This window comes from Streptomyces cyaneus, from assembly GCF_004028635.1.
GTDB classification, from domain to species: Bacteria; Actinomycetota; Actinomycetes; order Streptomycetales; family Streptomycetaceae; genus Streptomyces; species Streptomyces cyaneus.
Genome location: NZ_RQJW01000005.1, coordinates 264,374 through 280,219 on the forward strand (window position 1 = coordinate 264,374; position 15,846 = coordinate 280,219).

General features: G+C 70.3%; 12 protein-coding genes, 1 tRNA gene and 1 pseudogene. 6 read left to right on the forward strand and 8 right to left on the reverse strand.

What is annotated here, in order from left to right:
• Positions 1–14 precede the first annotated feature (14 nt).
• Positions 15–800, reverse strand: coding sequence for a dioxygenase family protein (locus tag EHO50_RS19730; RefSeq protein WP_128431508.1), 786 nt, complete (start codon positions 798–800; stop codon positions 15–17).
• Between the two features lie 121 nt (positions 801–921).
• On the opposite strand from EHO50_RS19730, the gene EHO50_RS19735 reads away from it, so the two are divergent.
• Positions 922–1,458, forward strand: a complete 537-nt coding sequence (locus EHO50_RS19735; protein WP_128431509.1) for a MarR family winged helix-turn-helix transcriptional regulator — start codon at positions 922–924, stop codon at positions 1,456–1,458.
• A 125-nt stretch (positions 1,459–1,583) separates the two neighbouring features.
• Here EHO50_RS19735 and EHO50_RS19740 read toward each other — a convergent pair whose 3' ends face one another.
• Together EHO50_RS19740 and EHO50_RS19745 are read right to left on the reverse strand one after the other, a co-directional pair.
• The gene (locus EHO50_RS19740) at positions 1,584–3,125 is read right to left on the reverse strand and encodes an MFS transporter (protein WP_128431510.1); all 1,542 of its coding nucleotides are present in this window, start codon (positions 3,123–3,125) and stop codon (positions 1,584–1,586) included.
• A gap of 164 nt (positions 3,126–3,289) precedes the next feature.
• Positions 3,290–3,934: a TetR/AcrR family transcriptional regulator gene (locus EHO50_RS19745; RefSeq protein ID WP_128431511.1), complete on the reverse strand. Its 645-nt coding sequence runs from the start codon at positions 3,932–3,934 to the stop codon at positions 3,290–3,292.
• Positions 3,935–4,191: 257 nt separating this feature from the next.
• Between EHO50_RS19745 and EHO50_RS19750 the strand changes: the two genes are divergently transcribed.
• Entirely contained in the window at positions 4,192–5,472 is a 1,281-nt protein-coding gene (locus tag EHO50_RS19750; protein WP_128431512.1) for a M6 family metalloprotease domain-containing protein, read from the forward strand.
• Positions 5,473–5,692: 220 nt separating this feature from the next.
• A complete protein-coding gene (locus tag EHO50_RS19755; protein ID WP_128431513.1) occupies positions 5,693–7,381 on the forward strand; it encodes an IclR family transcriptional regulator domain-containing protein in 1,689 nt (562 codons plus the stop codon).
• 14 nt (positions 7,382–7,395) lie between these two features.
• Here the strand turns inward: EHO50_RS19755 and EHO50_RS19760 are convergent, their stop codons facing one another.
• Positions 7,396–8,007, reverse strand: a complete 612-nt coding sequence (locus EHO50_RS19760) for an NADPH-dependent FMN reductase (protein ID WP_128431514.1) — start codon at positions 8,005–8,007, stop codon at positions 7,396–7,398.
• Positions 8,008–8,211: 204 nt separating this feature from the next.
• Here EHO50_RS19760 and EHO50_RS19765 point away from each other — a divergent pair.
• A tRNA-Arg gene (locus EHO50_RS19765) sits at positions 8,212–8,287 on the forward strand.
• A gap of 103 nt (positions 8,288–8,390) precedes the next feature.
• Here EHO50_RS19765 and EHO50_RS19770 read toward each other — a convergent pair.
• From EHO50_RS19770 to EHO50_RS19780, 3 genes are all read right to left on the reverse strand, one after another.
• Positions 8,391–9,335: a fumarylacetoacetate hydrolase family protein gene (locus EHO50_RS19770; protein WP_128431515.1), complete on the reverse strand. Its 945-nt coding sequence runs from the start codon at positions 9,333–9,335 to the stop codon at positions 8,391–8,393.
• Complete coding sequence (locus EHO50_RS19775; protein ID WP_128431516.1) at positions 9,332–10,930, reverse strand: MFS transporter; 1,599 nt, start codon at positions 10,928–10,930, stop codon at positions 9,332–9,334. The genes EHO50_RS19770 and EHO50_RS19775 overlap by 4 nt, the downstream gene beginning before the upstream one ends.
• A gap of 89 nt (positions 10,931–11,019) precedes the next feature.
• Entirely contained in the window at positions 11,020–11,958 is a 939-nt protein-coding gene (locus EHO50_RS19780; protein WP_128431517.1) for an MBL fold metallo-hydrolase, read from the reverse strand.
• A gap of 141 nt (positions 11,959–12,099) precedes the next feature.
• Here EHO50_RS19780 and EHO50_RS19785 point away from each other — a divergent pair, with 141 nt between their 5' ends.
• Positions 12,100–12,747, forward strand: coding sequence for a TetR/AcrR family transcriptional regulator (locus EHO50_RS19785; protein WP_128431518.1), 648 nt, complete (start codon positions 12,100–12,102; stop codon positions 12,745–12,747).
• Positions 12,748–13,308: 561 nt separating this feature from the next.
• On the opposite strand, the pseudogene EHO50_RS19790 reads toward EHO50_RS19785, so the two are convergent.
• Positions 13,309–13,599 (reverse strand): annotated as a pseudogene (locus EHO50_RS19790) (ATP-binding protein); the annotation flags it as partial.
• Between the two features lie 124 nt (positions 13,600–13,723).
• Here EHO50_RS19790 and EHO50_RS19795 point away from each other — a divergent pair.
• A complete protein-coding gene (locus EHO50_RS19795) occupies positions 13,724–15,613 on the forward strand; it encodes an AMP-binding protein (protein ID WP_128431519.1) in 1,890 nt (629 codons plus the stop codon).
• The last annotated feature ends 233 nt before the right edge of the window (positions 15,614–15,846 follow it).

Consider the following 15,846-nt stretch of genomic DNA (forward strand, 5'->3'; position numbering starts at 1 on the left):
GGCCCTGTAGGCCGTCAGCCGAACTGCACCGACCGCTTCGCCAACCCCATCCAGAACCCGTCGATCACCGACTTCTGCGCCGACGGCTCGCCGGCCGCGTCCGCCGCGCCCATCGTCACGAACAGCGGGGCGAAGTGCTCGGTGCGCGGGTGGGCGTAGCGGCCGGCCGGGGCCTTGTGGAGGAAGTCCAGCAGGGCGTCCCAGTCGCCGCCCTCCAGCGCCCGGCGGCCCCAGTCGTCGAACTCCACGGACCAGGCGGGGATGCCGCCCTGCCGCAGGGCGGCGAGGTTGTGGGTGAAGAAGCCGGAGCCGACGATCAGCACGCCCTCGTCGCGCAGCGGCGCCAGTTTGCGGCCGATCTCCATCAGCTTCACCGGGTCGAGGGTCGGCATGGAGACCTGGAGGACGGGGATGTCGGCCTCGGGGTACATCTCGACGAGCGGGACGTAGGCGCCGTGGTCGAGGCCGCGGTCGGGGATGTCCTGCACGGGGATGCCGGGGGCGCGCAGCAGTTTCCGTACGGACTCGGCGAGTTCGGGCGCGCCGGGTGCCGCGTACGTCACCTTGTAGTAGTGCTCGGGGAATCCCCAGAAGTCGTAGACGAGAGGAACGGTCTCGGTGGCACCGATGGCGAGCGGAGCCTCCTCCCAGTGGGCGGAGACCATGAGGATCGCCTTGGGACGCGGCAGTCCGGCGGACCAGGCGGCGAGCTCACCCGGCCAGATCGGGTCGTCCGCGAGGGGCGGGGCGCCGTGGCTGAGATAGAGAGCGGGCATGCGCTCCTGCGTGGCGGCGGACATGGCGGCGACTCCCTCCGGAGACCTGAAGCGCTATTTGCTTCAAATCTAAAGCTTCCCTACTCGGAAGACGGTACGCCCAGGTAGTTAAAATTTCAAGGAGAGCTCTCGTACAGTGGAGTACATGAATACGGCATCGACTTCCGCACCACCCTCGCCGGCATCCGCGTCCTCGGCGGAACCGCGCTGGCTCACCGCCGACGAGCAGCGCGTATGGCGCGCCTACATCGACGCGGCCACCCTGCTCGAGGACCACCTGGACCGCCAGCTCCAGCGGGACGCGGGCATGCCGCACGTCTACTACGGCCTGCTGGTCAAGCTCGCCGAGTCCCCGCGCCGCCGGCTGCGGATGACCGAGCTGGCCATGTACGCGAAGATCACCCGCTCCCGTCTCTCGCACGCCATCGCCCGGCTGGAGAAGAACGGCTGGGTGCGGCGCGAGGAGTGCCCCGACGACAAGCGGGGCCAGTTCGCGGTCCTGACCGACGCGGGCATGGAGGTGCTGCGGGAGACCGCACCGGGCCATGTGGAGGCCGTGCGCCAGGCGATGTTCGACCGGCTCACCACCGAACAGCAGAAGGCCCTCGGCGAGATCATGCGGATCGTCGCCGAGGGCCTGCAGCCCAGCGAAGCGGGTGCGGACCTGCCCTGGCTCCGCTGAACCGTTCGTTCAAGAAGCGTTCAGAGAGCCGGGGCAGGTCCTGGAGGTCGTACGTACGGAGCGTCCCCATCCCCGTACGTACGCCAGGTTCCCGAAGGAGTACGGCCGTACGGTCGTCGTCGGCCTCAGTGCGCGACGACCGGCACCCGCACCTCGTCCTCGGCGCCCTCCTCGGAGGACGCCACCGTCGTACCGTCCGGGCGGCCGGCGTTGACGAGGGTCACGACGATGACCGCGGCGAGCGCCAGCATGCCGACGGCGAACCAGATCGCGTTGGTGTAGCCGTGCACCATGCCCTCCAGCTGGACCAGCTGCTGCTGGGACCGGGAGCTCGCCGAGCCGATGTGGTCGGCGATGTAGGAGGTCGTGGCCGAGGCGGCGATCGTGTTCAGCAGGGCCGTACCGATCGCGCCGCCCACCTGCTGCGAGGTGTTGACCATCGCGGAGGCGACACCGGCGTCCCGGGGCTCGACGCCCAGGGTGGCCAGCGACATGGCGGGCATGAACGCCGTACCCATGCCGAGGCCGAGCAGCAGCATCGCCGGCAGGATGATCGAGGCGTACGACGAACCGATCTCCAGCTGGGTCATCAGCAGCATGCCGACCGCGGCGACCAGGAAGCCGGGGCCCATCAGCGCCCGGGCCGGAACCCGGGTCATCAGGCGGGTGCCGATCTGCGTGGAGCCGACCATCATGCCGACGATCATCGGCATGAAGGCGAAGCCGGTCTTGATCGGCGAGTAGCCCTTCACGATCTGCAGGTAGTAGGTCAGGAAGAGGAACGTGCCGAACATGGCGATGATCGCGATGCCGAGCGAGAGGTAGACGCCGCCGCGGTTGCGGTCGGTGACCACGCGCAGGGGCAGCAGCGGGGCCTTGACCTTGGCCTCGGTGACGACGAACGCGAGCAGCAGGACTGCCGACGCGACGAACATGCCCACGGTCACGGAGTCGCCCCAGCCGTTGGACTCGGCGCGTGTGAAGCCGTAGACCAGCGCGACCAGGCCCAAGGTGGACAGCAGGACGCCGGGGATGTCGAGCGGGTTGCGGTTGCGGCCGCCCTCCGGCTCACGGATGACGAAGTACGCGCCGAGCGCGGCGACGATCGCGAACGGGATGTTGACGAAGAACGTCCAGCGCCAGTCCATGTACTCGGTCAGCACGCCGCCGAGGATGAAGCCGACGGCGCCACCGCCTCCGGCGATCGCACCGTAGATGCCGAACGCCTTGGCACGCTCCTTGGCGTCCGTGAACATCACGGCGAGCAGGGAGAGTGCGGCGGGCGCGAGCAGGGCGCCGAAGACACCCTGGAGGGCGCGGGCGCCGAACATCATCGCCTCGTTGGTGGCGGCGCCACCGAGCGCGGAGGCCGCGGCGAAACCGATCAGACCGACGACGAAGGCGTTCTTACGGCCCCACAGGTCGGCGATCCGGCCACCGAACAGGAGCAGACCGCCGAAGGCCAGCGCGTAGGCCGTGACGACCCACTGGCGGTTGCCGTCGGAGATGCCGAGGTCCACCTGGGCGGACGGCAGGGCGATGTTCACGATGGTCGCGTCGAGGACGACCATCAGCTGGGCGAGCGCGATGAATACGAGCGCTTTCCAGCGGTTGGCGTCACCGGACGTCGCCGGTGTGCCGGGAGCCTTTGCGGCTGTTTCAGACATGGGGGTACCCACTTCGGGACTTCGTGATGGAAAAAGCGTGTCTAAAGGGGACGGCTCGTCGGCTGTGACGGCCGGTGAGATCCGGTGTAGTCACGACCGGTCCAGTGACGACCGGTGTTGTGACGGCCGGTGTAGTGACAGTTGTTGCGCTCTGAACTAATCGGTCAGGCCTGGCGCAGGTCCTCCATGGTCATCGCCGTGCCCGGCAGGACGGAGCGGGCCGGGGCCCGCAGCCCGTCCAGGAACAGCTGCAGATGGCGGTGGACATAGCGGTCGGCGAGGTCGCACCCGGTCCCGGCCGGGGGCCGGCTGAGCTGGGACGCGATGAGCATGACGTCCCCGACACCCACGTCGGAGCGGAGCTGGCCGGCTGCCTTGGCGCGGTCCATGATCTCCTCGGTGAGCTGCTCGATCCGCTCGCGCGCCGCCTCCAGATCCGGGTGGTTCGTGTCGAACGTGCTCTGGACCATCGGGCACAGCGCGCTGATCCGCTCGTCGGCAGCGGTGTGCACGAAGCGCTCCAGGGCTTCGAAGGCATCCCCGGTCGCCGCGAGCGCGGCTTCGGCCGCCTCCGCCGTACGGTCCATGACGGAGCAGACGACCTCGCGGACCAGCGAGTCGCGGTCGGGGAAGTTGCGGTACACCGTGGCATTGCCGACGCCGGCCCGGCGGGCGATCTCGTCCAGCGGCACGTCGGGGCCGAACTCGACGAACATCTCCCGGGCGGCGGTGACGATCCGCTCCCGGTTGCGCAGGGCGTCGGCGCGCGGCCGGGTCGCCTTGCGCGCTACGGGGGTTGCGGTCTGCACGGCGTACTCCTGAGTTGCGGTGAAGGGCGATCCGGGGAAGGTGTCCCCGTTTCGCTCGGACACATGGCTAAACGGGGAAGGGATCCCCGGTTATTTCCCGCACCGAAAAAGATTCCTTGTGACCTGAGTCACAATCACGCTTCCTAAGAACCCACGTTCGGTCTCCTCCAGCGCGCGCCCGCGCACCCCTCGACACAGGGTGATCGAGAGGGTGCAGTGCGCGTCCGGCGGGCTGCCATGGACTGAAGGGCCCATGCATGCAGCCGAGCCGTCGGATACGCCCCCGCCGTGTGGCCGCCCTCGCCTCCGTGACCGCTCTGACCCTGGCGGTCGGCACCTCGGCAGGCACCGGGCACCTCACGGCGGGCACCCCGACGGCAACCGGAGCGGGCCCGATCTCGCTGGCCCGCTCCTCTCCTCTCGGTCCCTGCATGATCAGCGGCCGTCCGACGGTCCAGATGTCGGAGGGCGTACCGACAGCGCGCGGCTACGCCCGCTCCACCGGCACCGTCCGCGCCCTCACCCTGATGGTCGACTTCCCCGACGCGCCCGGACCCGGCAACGCGCTCGACCGTTTCGCGGAGTTCTTCCCGAAGACCCAGGAGTGGTTCCGCACCAGCTCCTACGGCCGCCTCGACTACCAGGCCCGGACCCCGATCTCCGGCTGGCTGCGCATGCCGAAGTCCTTCCGGGCGTACGGCATAGAGCGCGGCGCGCCCTTCGACCCCGGGTACCGGCAGCTGGTCCAGGACATCGTGGCCGCGGCCGATCCCAAGGTGGACTTCCGGTCGTACGACTTCCTGAACGTGCTGGTGACGCCGAACGCCGGCCCGTCGGCCCTGGACACGGTCCTGTCGGTGTCCTTCGCCGGCAACATGGAGGCCCCGGTGGCCGACGGCGTCTCGGTGGCCAACGCCTCCTTCGTCTACTCCCGCCAGGACGACGGCTCCGGCACCTACCACCGCACCGGCTACCGGGTCCTCCCCCACGAGAACGGCCACGTCTTCGGCCTGCCCGACCTGTACACCGCCGAGGGCGGGGGCGCGGTCGGCCACTGGGACATCATGAGCGAGGACTGGGGGGCCAACAACGACCTGCTCGGCTGGCACAAGTGGAAGCTGGGCTGGCTGGACGCGTCGCAGGTCCGGTGCGCGACCGGCCCCGACCCGTCCGAGTACGCCCTGACCCCGCTGGCCGGCGAGGGCGGCCCCAAGCTGGTGTTCGTGCCGCTGGACCGCCGCAGCGGCTACGCCGTCGAACTGCGCACCCGCGAGGGCAACGACGAGACCGTGTGCCGCCCCGGCGTCCTGATCTACAAGGTCGACGCGGACGTGGACACCGGGATGGGCCCGGTGAAGGTCCACGACTCCCACGAGGACAGCGGCGGCTGCACCCGCAGCCCGAACGTCCACGCCGAGCTGTCGGACGCGACGTTCGTGCCGGGGGAGGAATTCCGGGATACGAAGCGGGGGGTGCGGATTGCGGTGGTGGGGGCGGATGTGGGGGGTGAGTATCGGGTGCGGGTGTCTCGGGAGTAGGGGTGGGGGTGGTTGTGGGGATAGGGGTGGCTAGGGGGTAGGGGGTGGCGAGGCGGGGTGGGGGTGGCGTACCCGACGATCCGTACGTGCGGCGTGCCCGGCGATCCGTACGCGCGCGTGCGTCCACGTCGCCGTACGCGCGCGTGCGTCCACGTCGCCGTACGCGCGCGTGGGTCGCATTACGGTGAGAGCCTGCTGCGACCGCCGTACCGGAGAGCCGATGCCCGCGAAGACGACCATGGACGCCGCCCGTGCAGTACCGGCGGAGGCGGTGACGCCGTTGATCCGTGGCGTCGCGGTGCTGCGGCGGCTGACGGAGGCCGGCGGGACGTTGAGCGCGAGCGGGCTGGAGCGGGCGACGGGGCTGGCCCGTTCCACGGTGGACCGCATCGCGTCGACGCTCGCGCGCATGGGGTACGTCCGTCTCGACGGCCGCGACGTCGTCCTGGCGCCCCGCGTGATGGAACTGGGGAACGCCTACCTGGCGGCCCTGGGCCTGCCCGCCCTCCTCTCCTCCCACGCGGACGCGCTCGCCGACGAGTTGGACGAGTCGGTGTCGCTGGCGGTCGGCGACCGCGACGGCATCCGCTTCATCCACCAGGCGACCCGCCGCCGAGCGATGTCCCTCAGCTTCCGCATCGGCGACCTGCTCCCGGCCGAACGCACCGCGCCGGGCCCGCTGTTCGCGACGGAGTGGACACACGCGGAGTGGCAGGCCTGGCGCGAGCGCCGGGCGGCGGACCCGCAGGACCGGGACTTTCCCGCCGTACCGCCCCGGGAACACGCCTCGCCCGACGAGGACTTCGAGCGCCGGGCGCAGCACGCACGCAAGGACGGCTGGGCGCTGGACGACCAGTTGATCGAGCCGGGGCTAGTGGCCGTGTCCGTACCGGTACGGGATCCCCGCGCGGGCGGCCGTATCGCCTGCGTGGCGAACGTGGTCAGCCACACGAGCCGCCACACCGCCCCGGACCTGCGCGACACGCTCCTGCCCCGCCTGCGGGCGGCGGTGGCGAAGATGGAGCGCGAGCTGCGCGAGGCACCGCAGCCGCAGCCGCAGCCCGGGGCGGCGACGGCGGGCCTTGCGATCTGGACGGGCGCCTCCAAGCAGGAGCTGGGCAGGGAGTTCGTCGAGTCGCTGGCGCGCGGGCTGACCGTACTGACCGCCTTCGGCGAGGGCAGGGCCGAGCTGACGCTGACGGACGTGGCCCGAGCGACAGGGCTGGCGCGGGCAACGGCACGCAGGGCGCTGATCACGTACGAGCATCTGGGCCTGGTACGCCAGTCGGGCGAGCGGACCTTCGCCCTGACCCCGCGCGTGCTGTCGCTGGGCTACCCGCCCCTGTCCCGCACGTCCCTGTCCGAGATCGCGACCCCGCACCTGGCCGAACTCGCCGACCGGGTCCACGAGTCGGCGTCACTGGCGGTGCTGACGCCGTCGGGCGAGGAGATCCAGTACACGGCCCGGGCCGCCACCAGCCGCGTGATGAGCGTCAACATCACGATCGGCACGCGGCTGCCGGCGTATGCGACGTCGCTGGGCAGGGTGCTGCTGGCGGATGCCCCGGCGGGGGCAGGACAGTTGGCCGCCTCGCTGGGCGAGCTGCTCCCGCTGACCCCTCACACGATCACGGACCCCTCGGCTCTCGCGACGGTGCTGGAGGAGGTCCGGACACGCGGATACGCCCTGGTCGACGAGGAGTTGGAGGTGGGCCTGCGATCGGTGGCGGTGCCGGTACGCGACCGGACGGGCCGGGTGGTCGCCGCGGTGAACGTGGCGATGCATGCGGCACGGCGGTCGGTGGAGGAGTGCGTACGGGAGGTGCTGCCGGAGCTGCTGGAGACGGCCGGGCGGGTGGAGGGGGATCTGCGGGTGGCGGGGCGGTTCGCTCGGGTCGCGGTGTCCTGAGCCCGTTGAGGGGTTCAGCCGTCGTACGGCCTGACGGCACGACCCTCGCGCAGAGTCAGCCCCCACCAAGCGAGCTGGTCCAGCAGCACGGCGGCGGCCTTGGCGGTGCCGTCCTGGTCGTGCGGGCGGCCCTCGTCGTCGAACTTCTCCCAGGCCATGTGGAAGCTGACGGTGTCGCGCAGGGTCACGGCGTGCAATTCGGCGAAGACCTGCCGCAGCTGCTCCACCGCCCGCTGCCCTCCGGCCATACCGCCGTACGAGACGAACCCCACCGGCTTGGCCCGCCACTCCCGGTAGACGTAGTCGATGGCCAGCTTCAGCGCGGCGGGGTACCCATGGTTGTACTCGGGCGTGACGACGACGAACCCATCGAGCCCGCCGATGCGCTGCGCCAGCGTCGGGGCGTCGTCCGGGGCGGCGGACCGCTCCAGGGTGAGCTTGAGTTCGTCGGCGAGAGCCGGTTCGGACAGATCGATGACGTGCGTCTCCATGTCGTCACGCCGACCGACCTCGGAGACGAACCACTGGGAGACCTTGTCAGCGAAACGGCCGGGGCGGACGCTGCCGATGAGGACGCCGATCTTGAGTGGGGGGTGGGGAGTGAGGGTGCGCGGGGACTGGGACATGGAAGTGCCTCGATTCCGGGTGGTCGGGAGAGTCCGCGATGCGGCCCCGGGTGGGCCCGCGCAAGCAACGTAAAATCTCAAGTTAACTTGAGGTCAAGCGCGCCCCGGAACAGATCGAAGAAGATCGACGACGCGCGTCGCCGATCACCGACAACCGGGGCGAGCGCCGAGGGATGGATCCGCTACGCTGTCAGGGCACCTTCTGCCTTCGTAGCTCAGGGGATAGAGCACCGCTCTCCTAAAGCGGGTGTCGCAGGTTCGAATCCTGCCGGGGGCACCAGCACAAACGGCCCGGACCGATCATGGTCCGGGCCGTTTTGACGGCGGTGTTTGACGGCAGTCGCCTCTCAGGCGGCTGGCGGACGGCGCTCATCGCACGGTGGTCAGCTCCTGCGGCGGGCCGAGGACAGCGGCACGGGAGCGACGCCCTCGACGACGGTGTTGGTGATGGTGCCGATGCCCTCGACCGTCATGGTGACGGTGTCACCAGGCACGAGGGGCGGGGGTTCGAGGACGCCGCCCCGGCCCCAGAGTTCGGCCAGGCAGCCGCCGTTGCCGCAGGTTCCGGAGCCCAGGACGTCGCCGGGGCGGATCCAGGTGCCGCGGGAGGCGTACGCCGCCATCTCCTCGAACGTCCAGGCCATGTTCGCCAGTCGGTCCCGCCCGACCGTCTCGCCGTTGACGGCGACGGTGAGGGCGAGGTCGAGGAAGCCGTCGGCGTTGCGGTGGGGTTCCAATTCGTCGGCGGTTACGAGCCAGGGGCCGAGGGTGGTGGAGGTGTCCTTGCCCTTGGCCGGGCCGAGTTTGACCCTCATTTCACGGCCCTGGAGGTCGCGGGCGGACCAGTCGTTGAGGATCGTGTAGCCGAGGATGTGGTCGCGTGCCTGCTCGGGCGTCAGATCCCGGCCCGCCTTGCCGATGACGGCGGCGACTTCGAGTTCGAAGTCGAAGCGCTCGCAGGCCGGCGGTACCGGCACGTCGTCGTGGGCGCCGATCATCGCGTACGGGTTGGTGAAGTAGAACGCCGGTGCGGCGTACCACTCCTCGGGGACGGTGTCGCCGTATCCCCGTGCGACTCCCTCGACATGGCTCTCGAAGGTCATGTAGTCGCGAACGGTGGGCGGCTGTAGCGGAGGCAGCAGGCGCGCGTCGGTCAGGGGCACGGGCAGGGAGGCGGTCAGGGCGCGTTCTCCCGCCCCGCGCAGGGCCTCCTCGCCCTCCACGATCAGGTCCAGCAGGTCGACGGGGCGTTCGAAGGGGTGGAGCTGGTCGTCGGCGACGACTCCAGACTGCCGTTTCCCGTCGTGGACGAAGCTTGCGAACTTCACGACGCGCTCCCCTCCGCCTCGGCCGGCGCGGTGCCGCCGCGTCGGAAGCCGACGAAGACGGCGGCGATCACGGCGGCGGTCACGCAGGCGGCGGCGGTGAGGATCAGTCCGTTGTTGTAGCCGTGGGCCAAGGCGTCCGTGGTGTAGGGAGCGAGCTTGGCGCTGAGTGGCCCGAGGTCGACGGTGTGCAGGGCCAGCGGGCCGCCCTCGTGCAGCACGGCGGAGGCGGTGCCGTGCTCCTTGGGGGTCAGTCCGGCATCCGCGAGGCTCCCGGTCAGCTGGCCGGCGGCCATGCCGAGGGCGACGGCGCCGACGACGGCCGGGCCGAGGGTCTGGCCGAGGTCGCGGACCAGGCTGGTGGTGGCCGCTGCCATGCCGGTCAGGTTCTGCGGTACGACGTTGACGGCGGCGGCGGTGATCGCGGCGACGACCAGGCCGAAGCCGACGCCGTTCAGGATCAGCGGACCCAGCATGGGCAGCAGAGCGGTCTCGTGGATCGGCAGCGCCCGCAGCCACAGCTGGCCCGCGGCCATCGCCAGGAAGCCGGTGACGAGCATGGGGCCAGGTCCGATGCGGTGTAGCAGACGGACCAGCAGGGGCCAGATGAACGGCGTGCACGCCTGGATGATCATGACCGGTATCGCGGCCTCGAAGGGGCCCTGGTGCTGGATGACACCGAGGCGGATGCTCAGGTCGTACGCGCCGCCGAGGAAGCCCAGCATGCCGATCACGGCCATCGCGGCCGACGCGGCGAACGCCGGGATACGGAAGAGGCTCAGTCGCAGCATCGGGGCCGTGCTGCGGTTCTCCACCACGATGAACGCGGCGATGAAGACGGCGAAGGTGACGAAGGACGCGACGATGGGGGCCGAGCCCCAGCCGTCCGAGGGACCCTGGATGATGCCGTAGAGCAGGGCGAGCATGGCCACGGCGATGGTGATCTGCCCCGGCCAGTCCAGCGAGCGGCCCTCCGGGGCGCTGGACTCGGCGGCCAGGAGCCAGGCCGCCACGGCGGTGATCACGGCGAGCACGCCGGTCACGCCGAACGCCCACTGGAAGGGCGCGTGTTCGACGATGCCGCCGGACATGAGTGGGGCGATGAAGGCGCCGAGCGACAGCGCTGTGGTCCAGGAGGCCAGGCCCCTGGCGCGTGCGGCCGGGCTGGTCGTGATCGCGGTGATCATCGTCAGGGAGGCGGGGAAGAGCGCGGCGGCCCCGATGCCGGAGATCGCCTGGCCGGTGATCAGCTGGGCCGGGGTGTCGGAGGTGGCGGACACCAGGTAGCCGACGGCGGCCAGCAGCGCCGCGCCGACGACGAGTTTCTTACGGCCGTAGCGGTCGCCGACGACGCCGAAGGTCAGGGCGAGGACAGCGGCGGGTACCAGGAAGGCGTCACTGATCCAGGTGAGTTCCGCGCCGGACGTCTGGAGTGTGCGCTGCATCTCGCCGTTGATCGCGGCGGGCAGCACCAGGCCGATCTGGGCGAGGCAGACGGCCAGACAGCCGGCGATGATCGTGCCGGTGTGCCGGGCGGTGGCGGCCGGTGCGGTCTCGGACGAGGTGGCGGGTGGGTCGTAGGCAGGGGTGGAGACCATGTCTCCTCCTTGGGGAGGGGGTTGGCGGGTCGTGCGGCCCGAGGGGACGGTGGGGAGAGCCGTTGGTGCGGGGAGCGGCGTCAGAGACTTCAGAGGCTGGGGCAGAGCTCGGCCATGCAGCCGAAGAGCCCGGGGCCGTCGAGCGGGGGCAGTGAGGGGTCGAGCTCCCGGTACACGGTGTGCACGTTGACGGCGAGGCGTTCGCTCTCGTCCAGGTCGGCGAAGCGGCCCAGGCGGATGTCGCGTGCCGCGTCCATGGCGGGCATGCCGGCGGTGAAGCGGGCGGTGGCCTGCTCGTGGACGTATTCCAGGTACTCGCGGATCTCGCGGATGGCCTGCTTGGTGGTGACGGGGCCGTGGCCGGGTACGACGATGTCGGCGTCGAGGCCCAGCAGCAGGTCGCAGGCGGCGAGCCAGCGGGCGAAGGGACCGTGCCAGACGACCGGCGCCGCTCCGGCGAAGACGATGTCGCCGGTGTAGACGGTGCGGGCCTGCGGCACATGGACGATCGTGTCGCCGGCGCTGTGCGCGGGCCCCACGTCGATGAGGCGGACCTCCGTCCCGCCGATGTCGAGGACGGTCTCGCCGTCGAAGACCCGGTTCGGGAGAACGGGTTCGATGCCGGTGTGGTCGAAGCGGCCGAAGATCCGGCGGGCGAAGTGTCCGGCCGGGCTGTCCATGCCGGTCAACGCCCGCATCTCGGCAGGGCCCACCTGCCGCATGTCCGCCACGGACCCACGGGCCGCGATGATCTCGGCGTGGGACACGAGCTGGTTGCCGAACCAGTGGTCGCCGTTGCCGTGGGTGTTGACCACGGTGGAGATCGGCGCCGGGGCGGTCAGGGGCGTCAGCGCGTCGAGCATGGTCTTGGTCAGCCGCAGGTCGTAGAGGGTGTCGACGAGCAGCGACGCGCCCCGGCCGGTGATCAGCCCGGCGTTGCTCATGCCCCATCCGGCATCGCCCGCGATCCAGGCGTAACAGCCGTGTCCGAGCTCGACACAGCCCGTCGGGGTTGTCACGGAAGCCACGTTGCCTCCTTGTCAGCGTCCCGCGATCTACATCGCGAGACTTTCCTCCATTGCTGGACTGGAGTCCAACAATGGAGAGGAATCTAGATAGATGCCGGGGAGGGGTCAAGAGCCGTGCGGCCCTGTGTTGTACTGGGGGCCATGAAGATCCGGGACGCGGCATCCGCCTCCGAGGGCGGCGCGGCCGTCGGGCGCCAGGAGCGCAGGCGCCGGAAGCTGCACGACCAGCTGTACGAGACGGCGGTCGGTCTCTTCGTCGCCCAGGGATACGAGGCGACCACCATGGAGCAGATCGCCGAGGCCGCCGATGTCGCCCGGGCCACCGTCTTCAACCACTTCGCGCAGAAGGTCGGCTTCCTCGAGGAATGGGGAGTCCGCCGCCGCGCCCGCGTCGCCGAGATCCTCGGCGCGGAGCACGCCGAGGACCTGCCGGTCGGCAACCGGCTGCGCCGCTACCTGAAGGAGATGGGCGACCTCAACGTCGCCTCCCGCGCGGAGACCACCGTCCTGATGGACGCCTCAGCGCGGTACGGGCACCTCCTGCAGGACCCGTCCCTGGAAATCGAACTCGCCAGGATCGTCGAGCAGGGGCGGCAACGCGGGGAGATCAGGGCGGGCGTCGACTGCGACCAGGCCGGCCAACTGCTGGCCGCCTGCTACTTCTCGACGATCCTGCGCTGGATCCGCGAGGAACCGGCCCCCTTCGACCTGCACGAGCGCCTCGCCGGGGCGCTCGACATCATCCTGCTGGGCCTTCTTGCCGACGAGGCACATGCCGGGGAACCCTGACGGCTCCCCTGACCGCTGCCTTGAGGCAAGAGGCCGGTGCCCCATATCAGCGGTTGACCAGCGGCCGGTGCCCCGTCAGACGGTGGCGGGCAGAACGGATTCAGCACACATGAGGCCGGGAAACCGCGTGAACACGTGAGAACCACAGAGGGGTGTTTTCCCAGACGAGACACCCTGCAACCGACGTTTCCGCAGATCACAGCCCTGACCAGAAAAATCTCCTAAAGCGGGTGTCGCAGGTTCGAATCCTGCCGGGGGCACAACGCGTTACCGCTCTGATCTGGGGTTTCTCACCCAGGGAGGGCTCCTACTCGGCCTCGGACTCCTCGTCCGGGGCCGGTTTGCGTGAGCGGGAGGACGTCACCGTAGCGGTGGGCCGGAGGCTCGGCGGGACGACAGGCCATAGACACCTGGCACCCACTCGTGTCCCGGCGTGCTCAGGAGGACCACGCCGCGAGGAGTTCCGCCGGGCCGTACGCAGCGTCGAGCCCCGCGCAGTCGGTCCCGCTGCACGAGATGGCGATCACGGGCACGGGATCAGGCGTGAGCGCGGCGCGGTGCCAACGACCGCTGGAGCGGGGTCGCCCCAATCCCACCGGCGGCTCGGGCGATACTGGAGAACGTCCGCTCACCGCTGCCGATCGCCGAGAGGACGGTGCGGGCCTGGACCTGCTGGGGAAACTCTGCGCCGAGCGAGCGCTCCGCCGACACCAGCAAGGCCGACACGGGATCGCTGAGCGCCGCCCGCAGGAACTCCCACATCCCGGCGCCGTGCGTCCATTCCGCACAGATCAGAGGCAGTCCACCGGTGATCAAGGCCGCATCGAAGGCCGAGACAGGATCGAGGCCGAGCGATGCCGGTGACCGGGCCACCGGCATGCTGCTCGACCATGTCGGCCGGCATGCGGTACTTGTGTCCGGCACCGTCCTGCCCGCCACCACACGTCTGTCCCTCGATGCTACGAAGGAGTGCGCGATGGGAACGTACGAGGATGTCTTCCGCGCCAGTACCGAAGACCCGGAAAGCTTCTGGCTGAAGGCGGCGGAGGCCATCGACTGGGATGTCACCCCGCATCGCGCCCTGGACTCCTCGGGCGCACCCTTCTACCGCTGGTTTCCCGACGGGCGGCTCAACATCTGCTTCAACGCGCTGGACCGGCACGTCGACGCCGGACACGGCCAACAGCCGGCGCTCATCTACGACTCACCCGTGACCGACACCCGGCGCACCTACACCTACACACAGCTGAGGGACGAGGTGGCGGCCTTCGCCGGAGCACTCGCGCAGCTCGGCGTGGGGCACGGCGACCGTGTGGTCATCTACATGCCGATGGTCCCGGAGGCCGTGATCGCGATGCTGGCCTGCGCGCGTATCGGCGCGATCCACTCGGTCGTCTTCGGCGGGTTCGCCCCGCGCGAACTCGCCCTCCGTATCGATGACGCGGCCCCCAAGGTGGTCGTCTCCGCCTCCTGCGGCATCGAGGGCAAGCGTGTCATCGCGTACAAGCCCTTGCTCGACCAGGCCATCGAACTCGCGACCCACAAGCCGCAGAAGAGCGTGATCCTGCAACGCCCACAGGAGCCCGCCGAGTTGGGGCCCGACGATCTCGACTGGGGCGACCTGGTTGCCACCGCGCCGCCGGCCGACTGCGTTCCCGTCCCTGCCACGGACCCCCTCTACATCCTCTACACGTCCGGAACGACCGGAAAACCCAAGGGAGTCGTGCGTGACTGCGGCGGCTACGCGGTCGCCCTCCACTGGTCGATGGGCGCCGTCTACGACGTGGGCCCGGGCGAGACGATGTTCACCGGCTCGGACGTCGGCTGGGTCGTCGGGCACTCGTACATCGTCTACGCACCCCTGCTGGTCGGCGCCACGACGGTCCTGTACGAGGGCAAGCCGGTGGGCACACCGGACGCGGGCCAGTTCTGGCGCGTTGCCGCCGAGCACCGGGTCAAGACCATGTTCACCGCGCCCACCGCGTTCCGGGCCATCCGCAAGGAGGACCCGCTCGGAACGCTCACCTCCAACTACGACCTGACCGGCCTGCGCCACCTCTTCCTCGCCGGCGAGCGCCTCGACCCCGAGACCTATCACTGGGCGAGTGATCTTCTGGGCATCCCGGTGATCGACCACTGGTGGCAGACCGAGACCGGCTGGCCCATCGTCGCCAACCCCGTGGGCATCGAGGCCGCTCCCGTTAAGCCCGGGTCCCCCACCCGCCCGCTGCCCGGCTGGGAGGTCCGCGTCCTCGACCCTTCGGGCGATCCGGTGCCCGCGGGCGTCGACGGTGCGATCGTCGTGAAGCTGCCCCTGCCGCCCGGCGCACTCCCCACTCTCTGGAACGACGACGACCGCTACGTCGCCTCCTACCTCTCCGCCTACGACGGCTACTACCTCACCGGCGACAGCGGCCACATCGACGACGACGGCTACGTCTTCGTCATGGGCCGCACCGACGATGTCATCAACGTCGCCGGCCACCGACTGTCCACCGGCAGCATGGAAGAGGCCCTGGCCGCCCATCCCGACGTCGCCGAGTGCGCCGTCATCGGCGTCGCCGACCCTCTGAAGGGACAAGTACCGCGCGGCTTCGTCGTCCTGAAAGCGGGGACCGACCGCGAACCGAGCGAGGTCGAGGCCGAGCTCGTCCGGCTCGTACGCGAACGCATCGGCGCGGTGGCCTCCCTCAAGGACGTCGCGGTCGTGGCCGCCCTGCCCAAGACCCGCTCGGGGAAGATCCTGCGCAAGACGATGCGCGGCATCGCCGACGGCCACGACGAGCCCATCCCCTCCACGGTGGACGACCCCGGCGTCATCGAGGCCCTGCGCCCGGTCCTCCGCCGCGCCGACCACACCCCGTGAACGGGGCCGGCTCCCGGAGCGGCTGGCGATGGGTCACCCCGCCCACCGGGCTCCATGGGGCACGGCCCGCCGACCAAGGGATGGGCACTTTGCGCGTGTCATGTCGCGGGCGCCCCGGCGATGACAGGCGTAAGCACCCACGGCCACCGAAGAGCGGTGGACCTCCTGACTCGGCGAGCGGCTACCCGGCGACTGCAGCAGCTCCATCGGACAAGTCGGACACCAGGCCGAAT

Coding starts and splice junctions, on each gene's coding strand:
- EHO50_RS19760 (WP_128431514.1), bottom strand. CDS start 8,007: ATGTCCCAGTCCCCGCGCACCCTCACTCCCCACCCCCCACTCAAGATC.
- EHO50_RS19755 (WP_128431513.1), top strand. CDS start 5,693: ATGCCCGCGAAGACGACCATGGACGCCGCCCGTGCAGTACCGGCGGAG.
- EHO50_RS19730 (WP_128431508.1), bottom strand. CDS start 800: ATGTCCGCCGCCACGCAGGAGCGCATGCCCGCTCTCTATCTCAGCCAC.
- EHO50_RS19750 (WP_128431512.1), top strand. CDS start 4,192: ATGCAGCCGAGCCGTCGGATACGCCCCCGCCGTGTGGCCGCCCTCGCC.
- EHO50_RS19735 (WP_128431509.1), top strand. CDS start 922: ATGAATACGGCATCGACTTCCGCACCACCCTCGCCGGCATCCGCGTCC.
- EHO50_RS19740 (WP_128431510.1), bottom strand. CDS start 3,125: ATGTCTGAAACAGCCGCAAAGGCTCCCGGCACACCGGCGACGTCCGGT.
- EHO50_RS19785 (WP_128431518.1), top strand. CDS start 12,100: ATGAAGATCCGGGACGCGGCATCCGCCTCCGAGGGCGGCGCGGCCGTC.
- EHO50_RS19795 (WP_128431519.1), top strand. CDS start 13,724: ATGGGAACGTACGAGGATGTCTTCCGCGCCAGTACCGAAGACCCGGAA.
- EHO50_RS19775 (WP_128431516.1), bottom strand. CDS start 10,930: ATGGTCTCCACCCCTGCCTACGACCCACCCGCCACCTCGTCCGAGACC.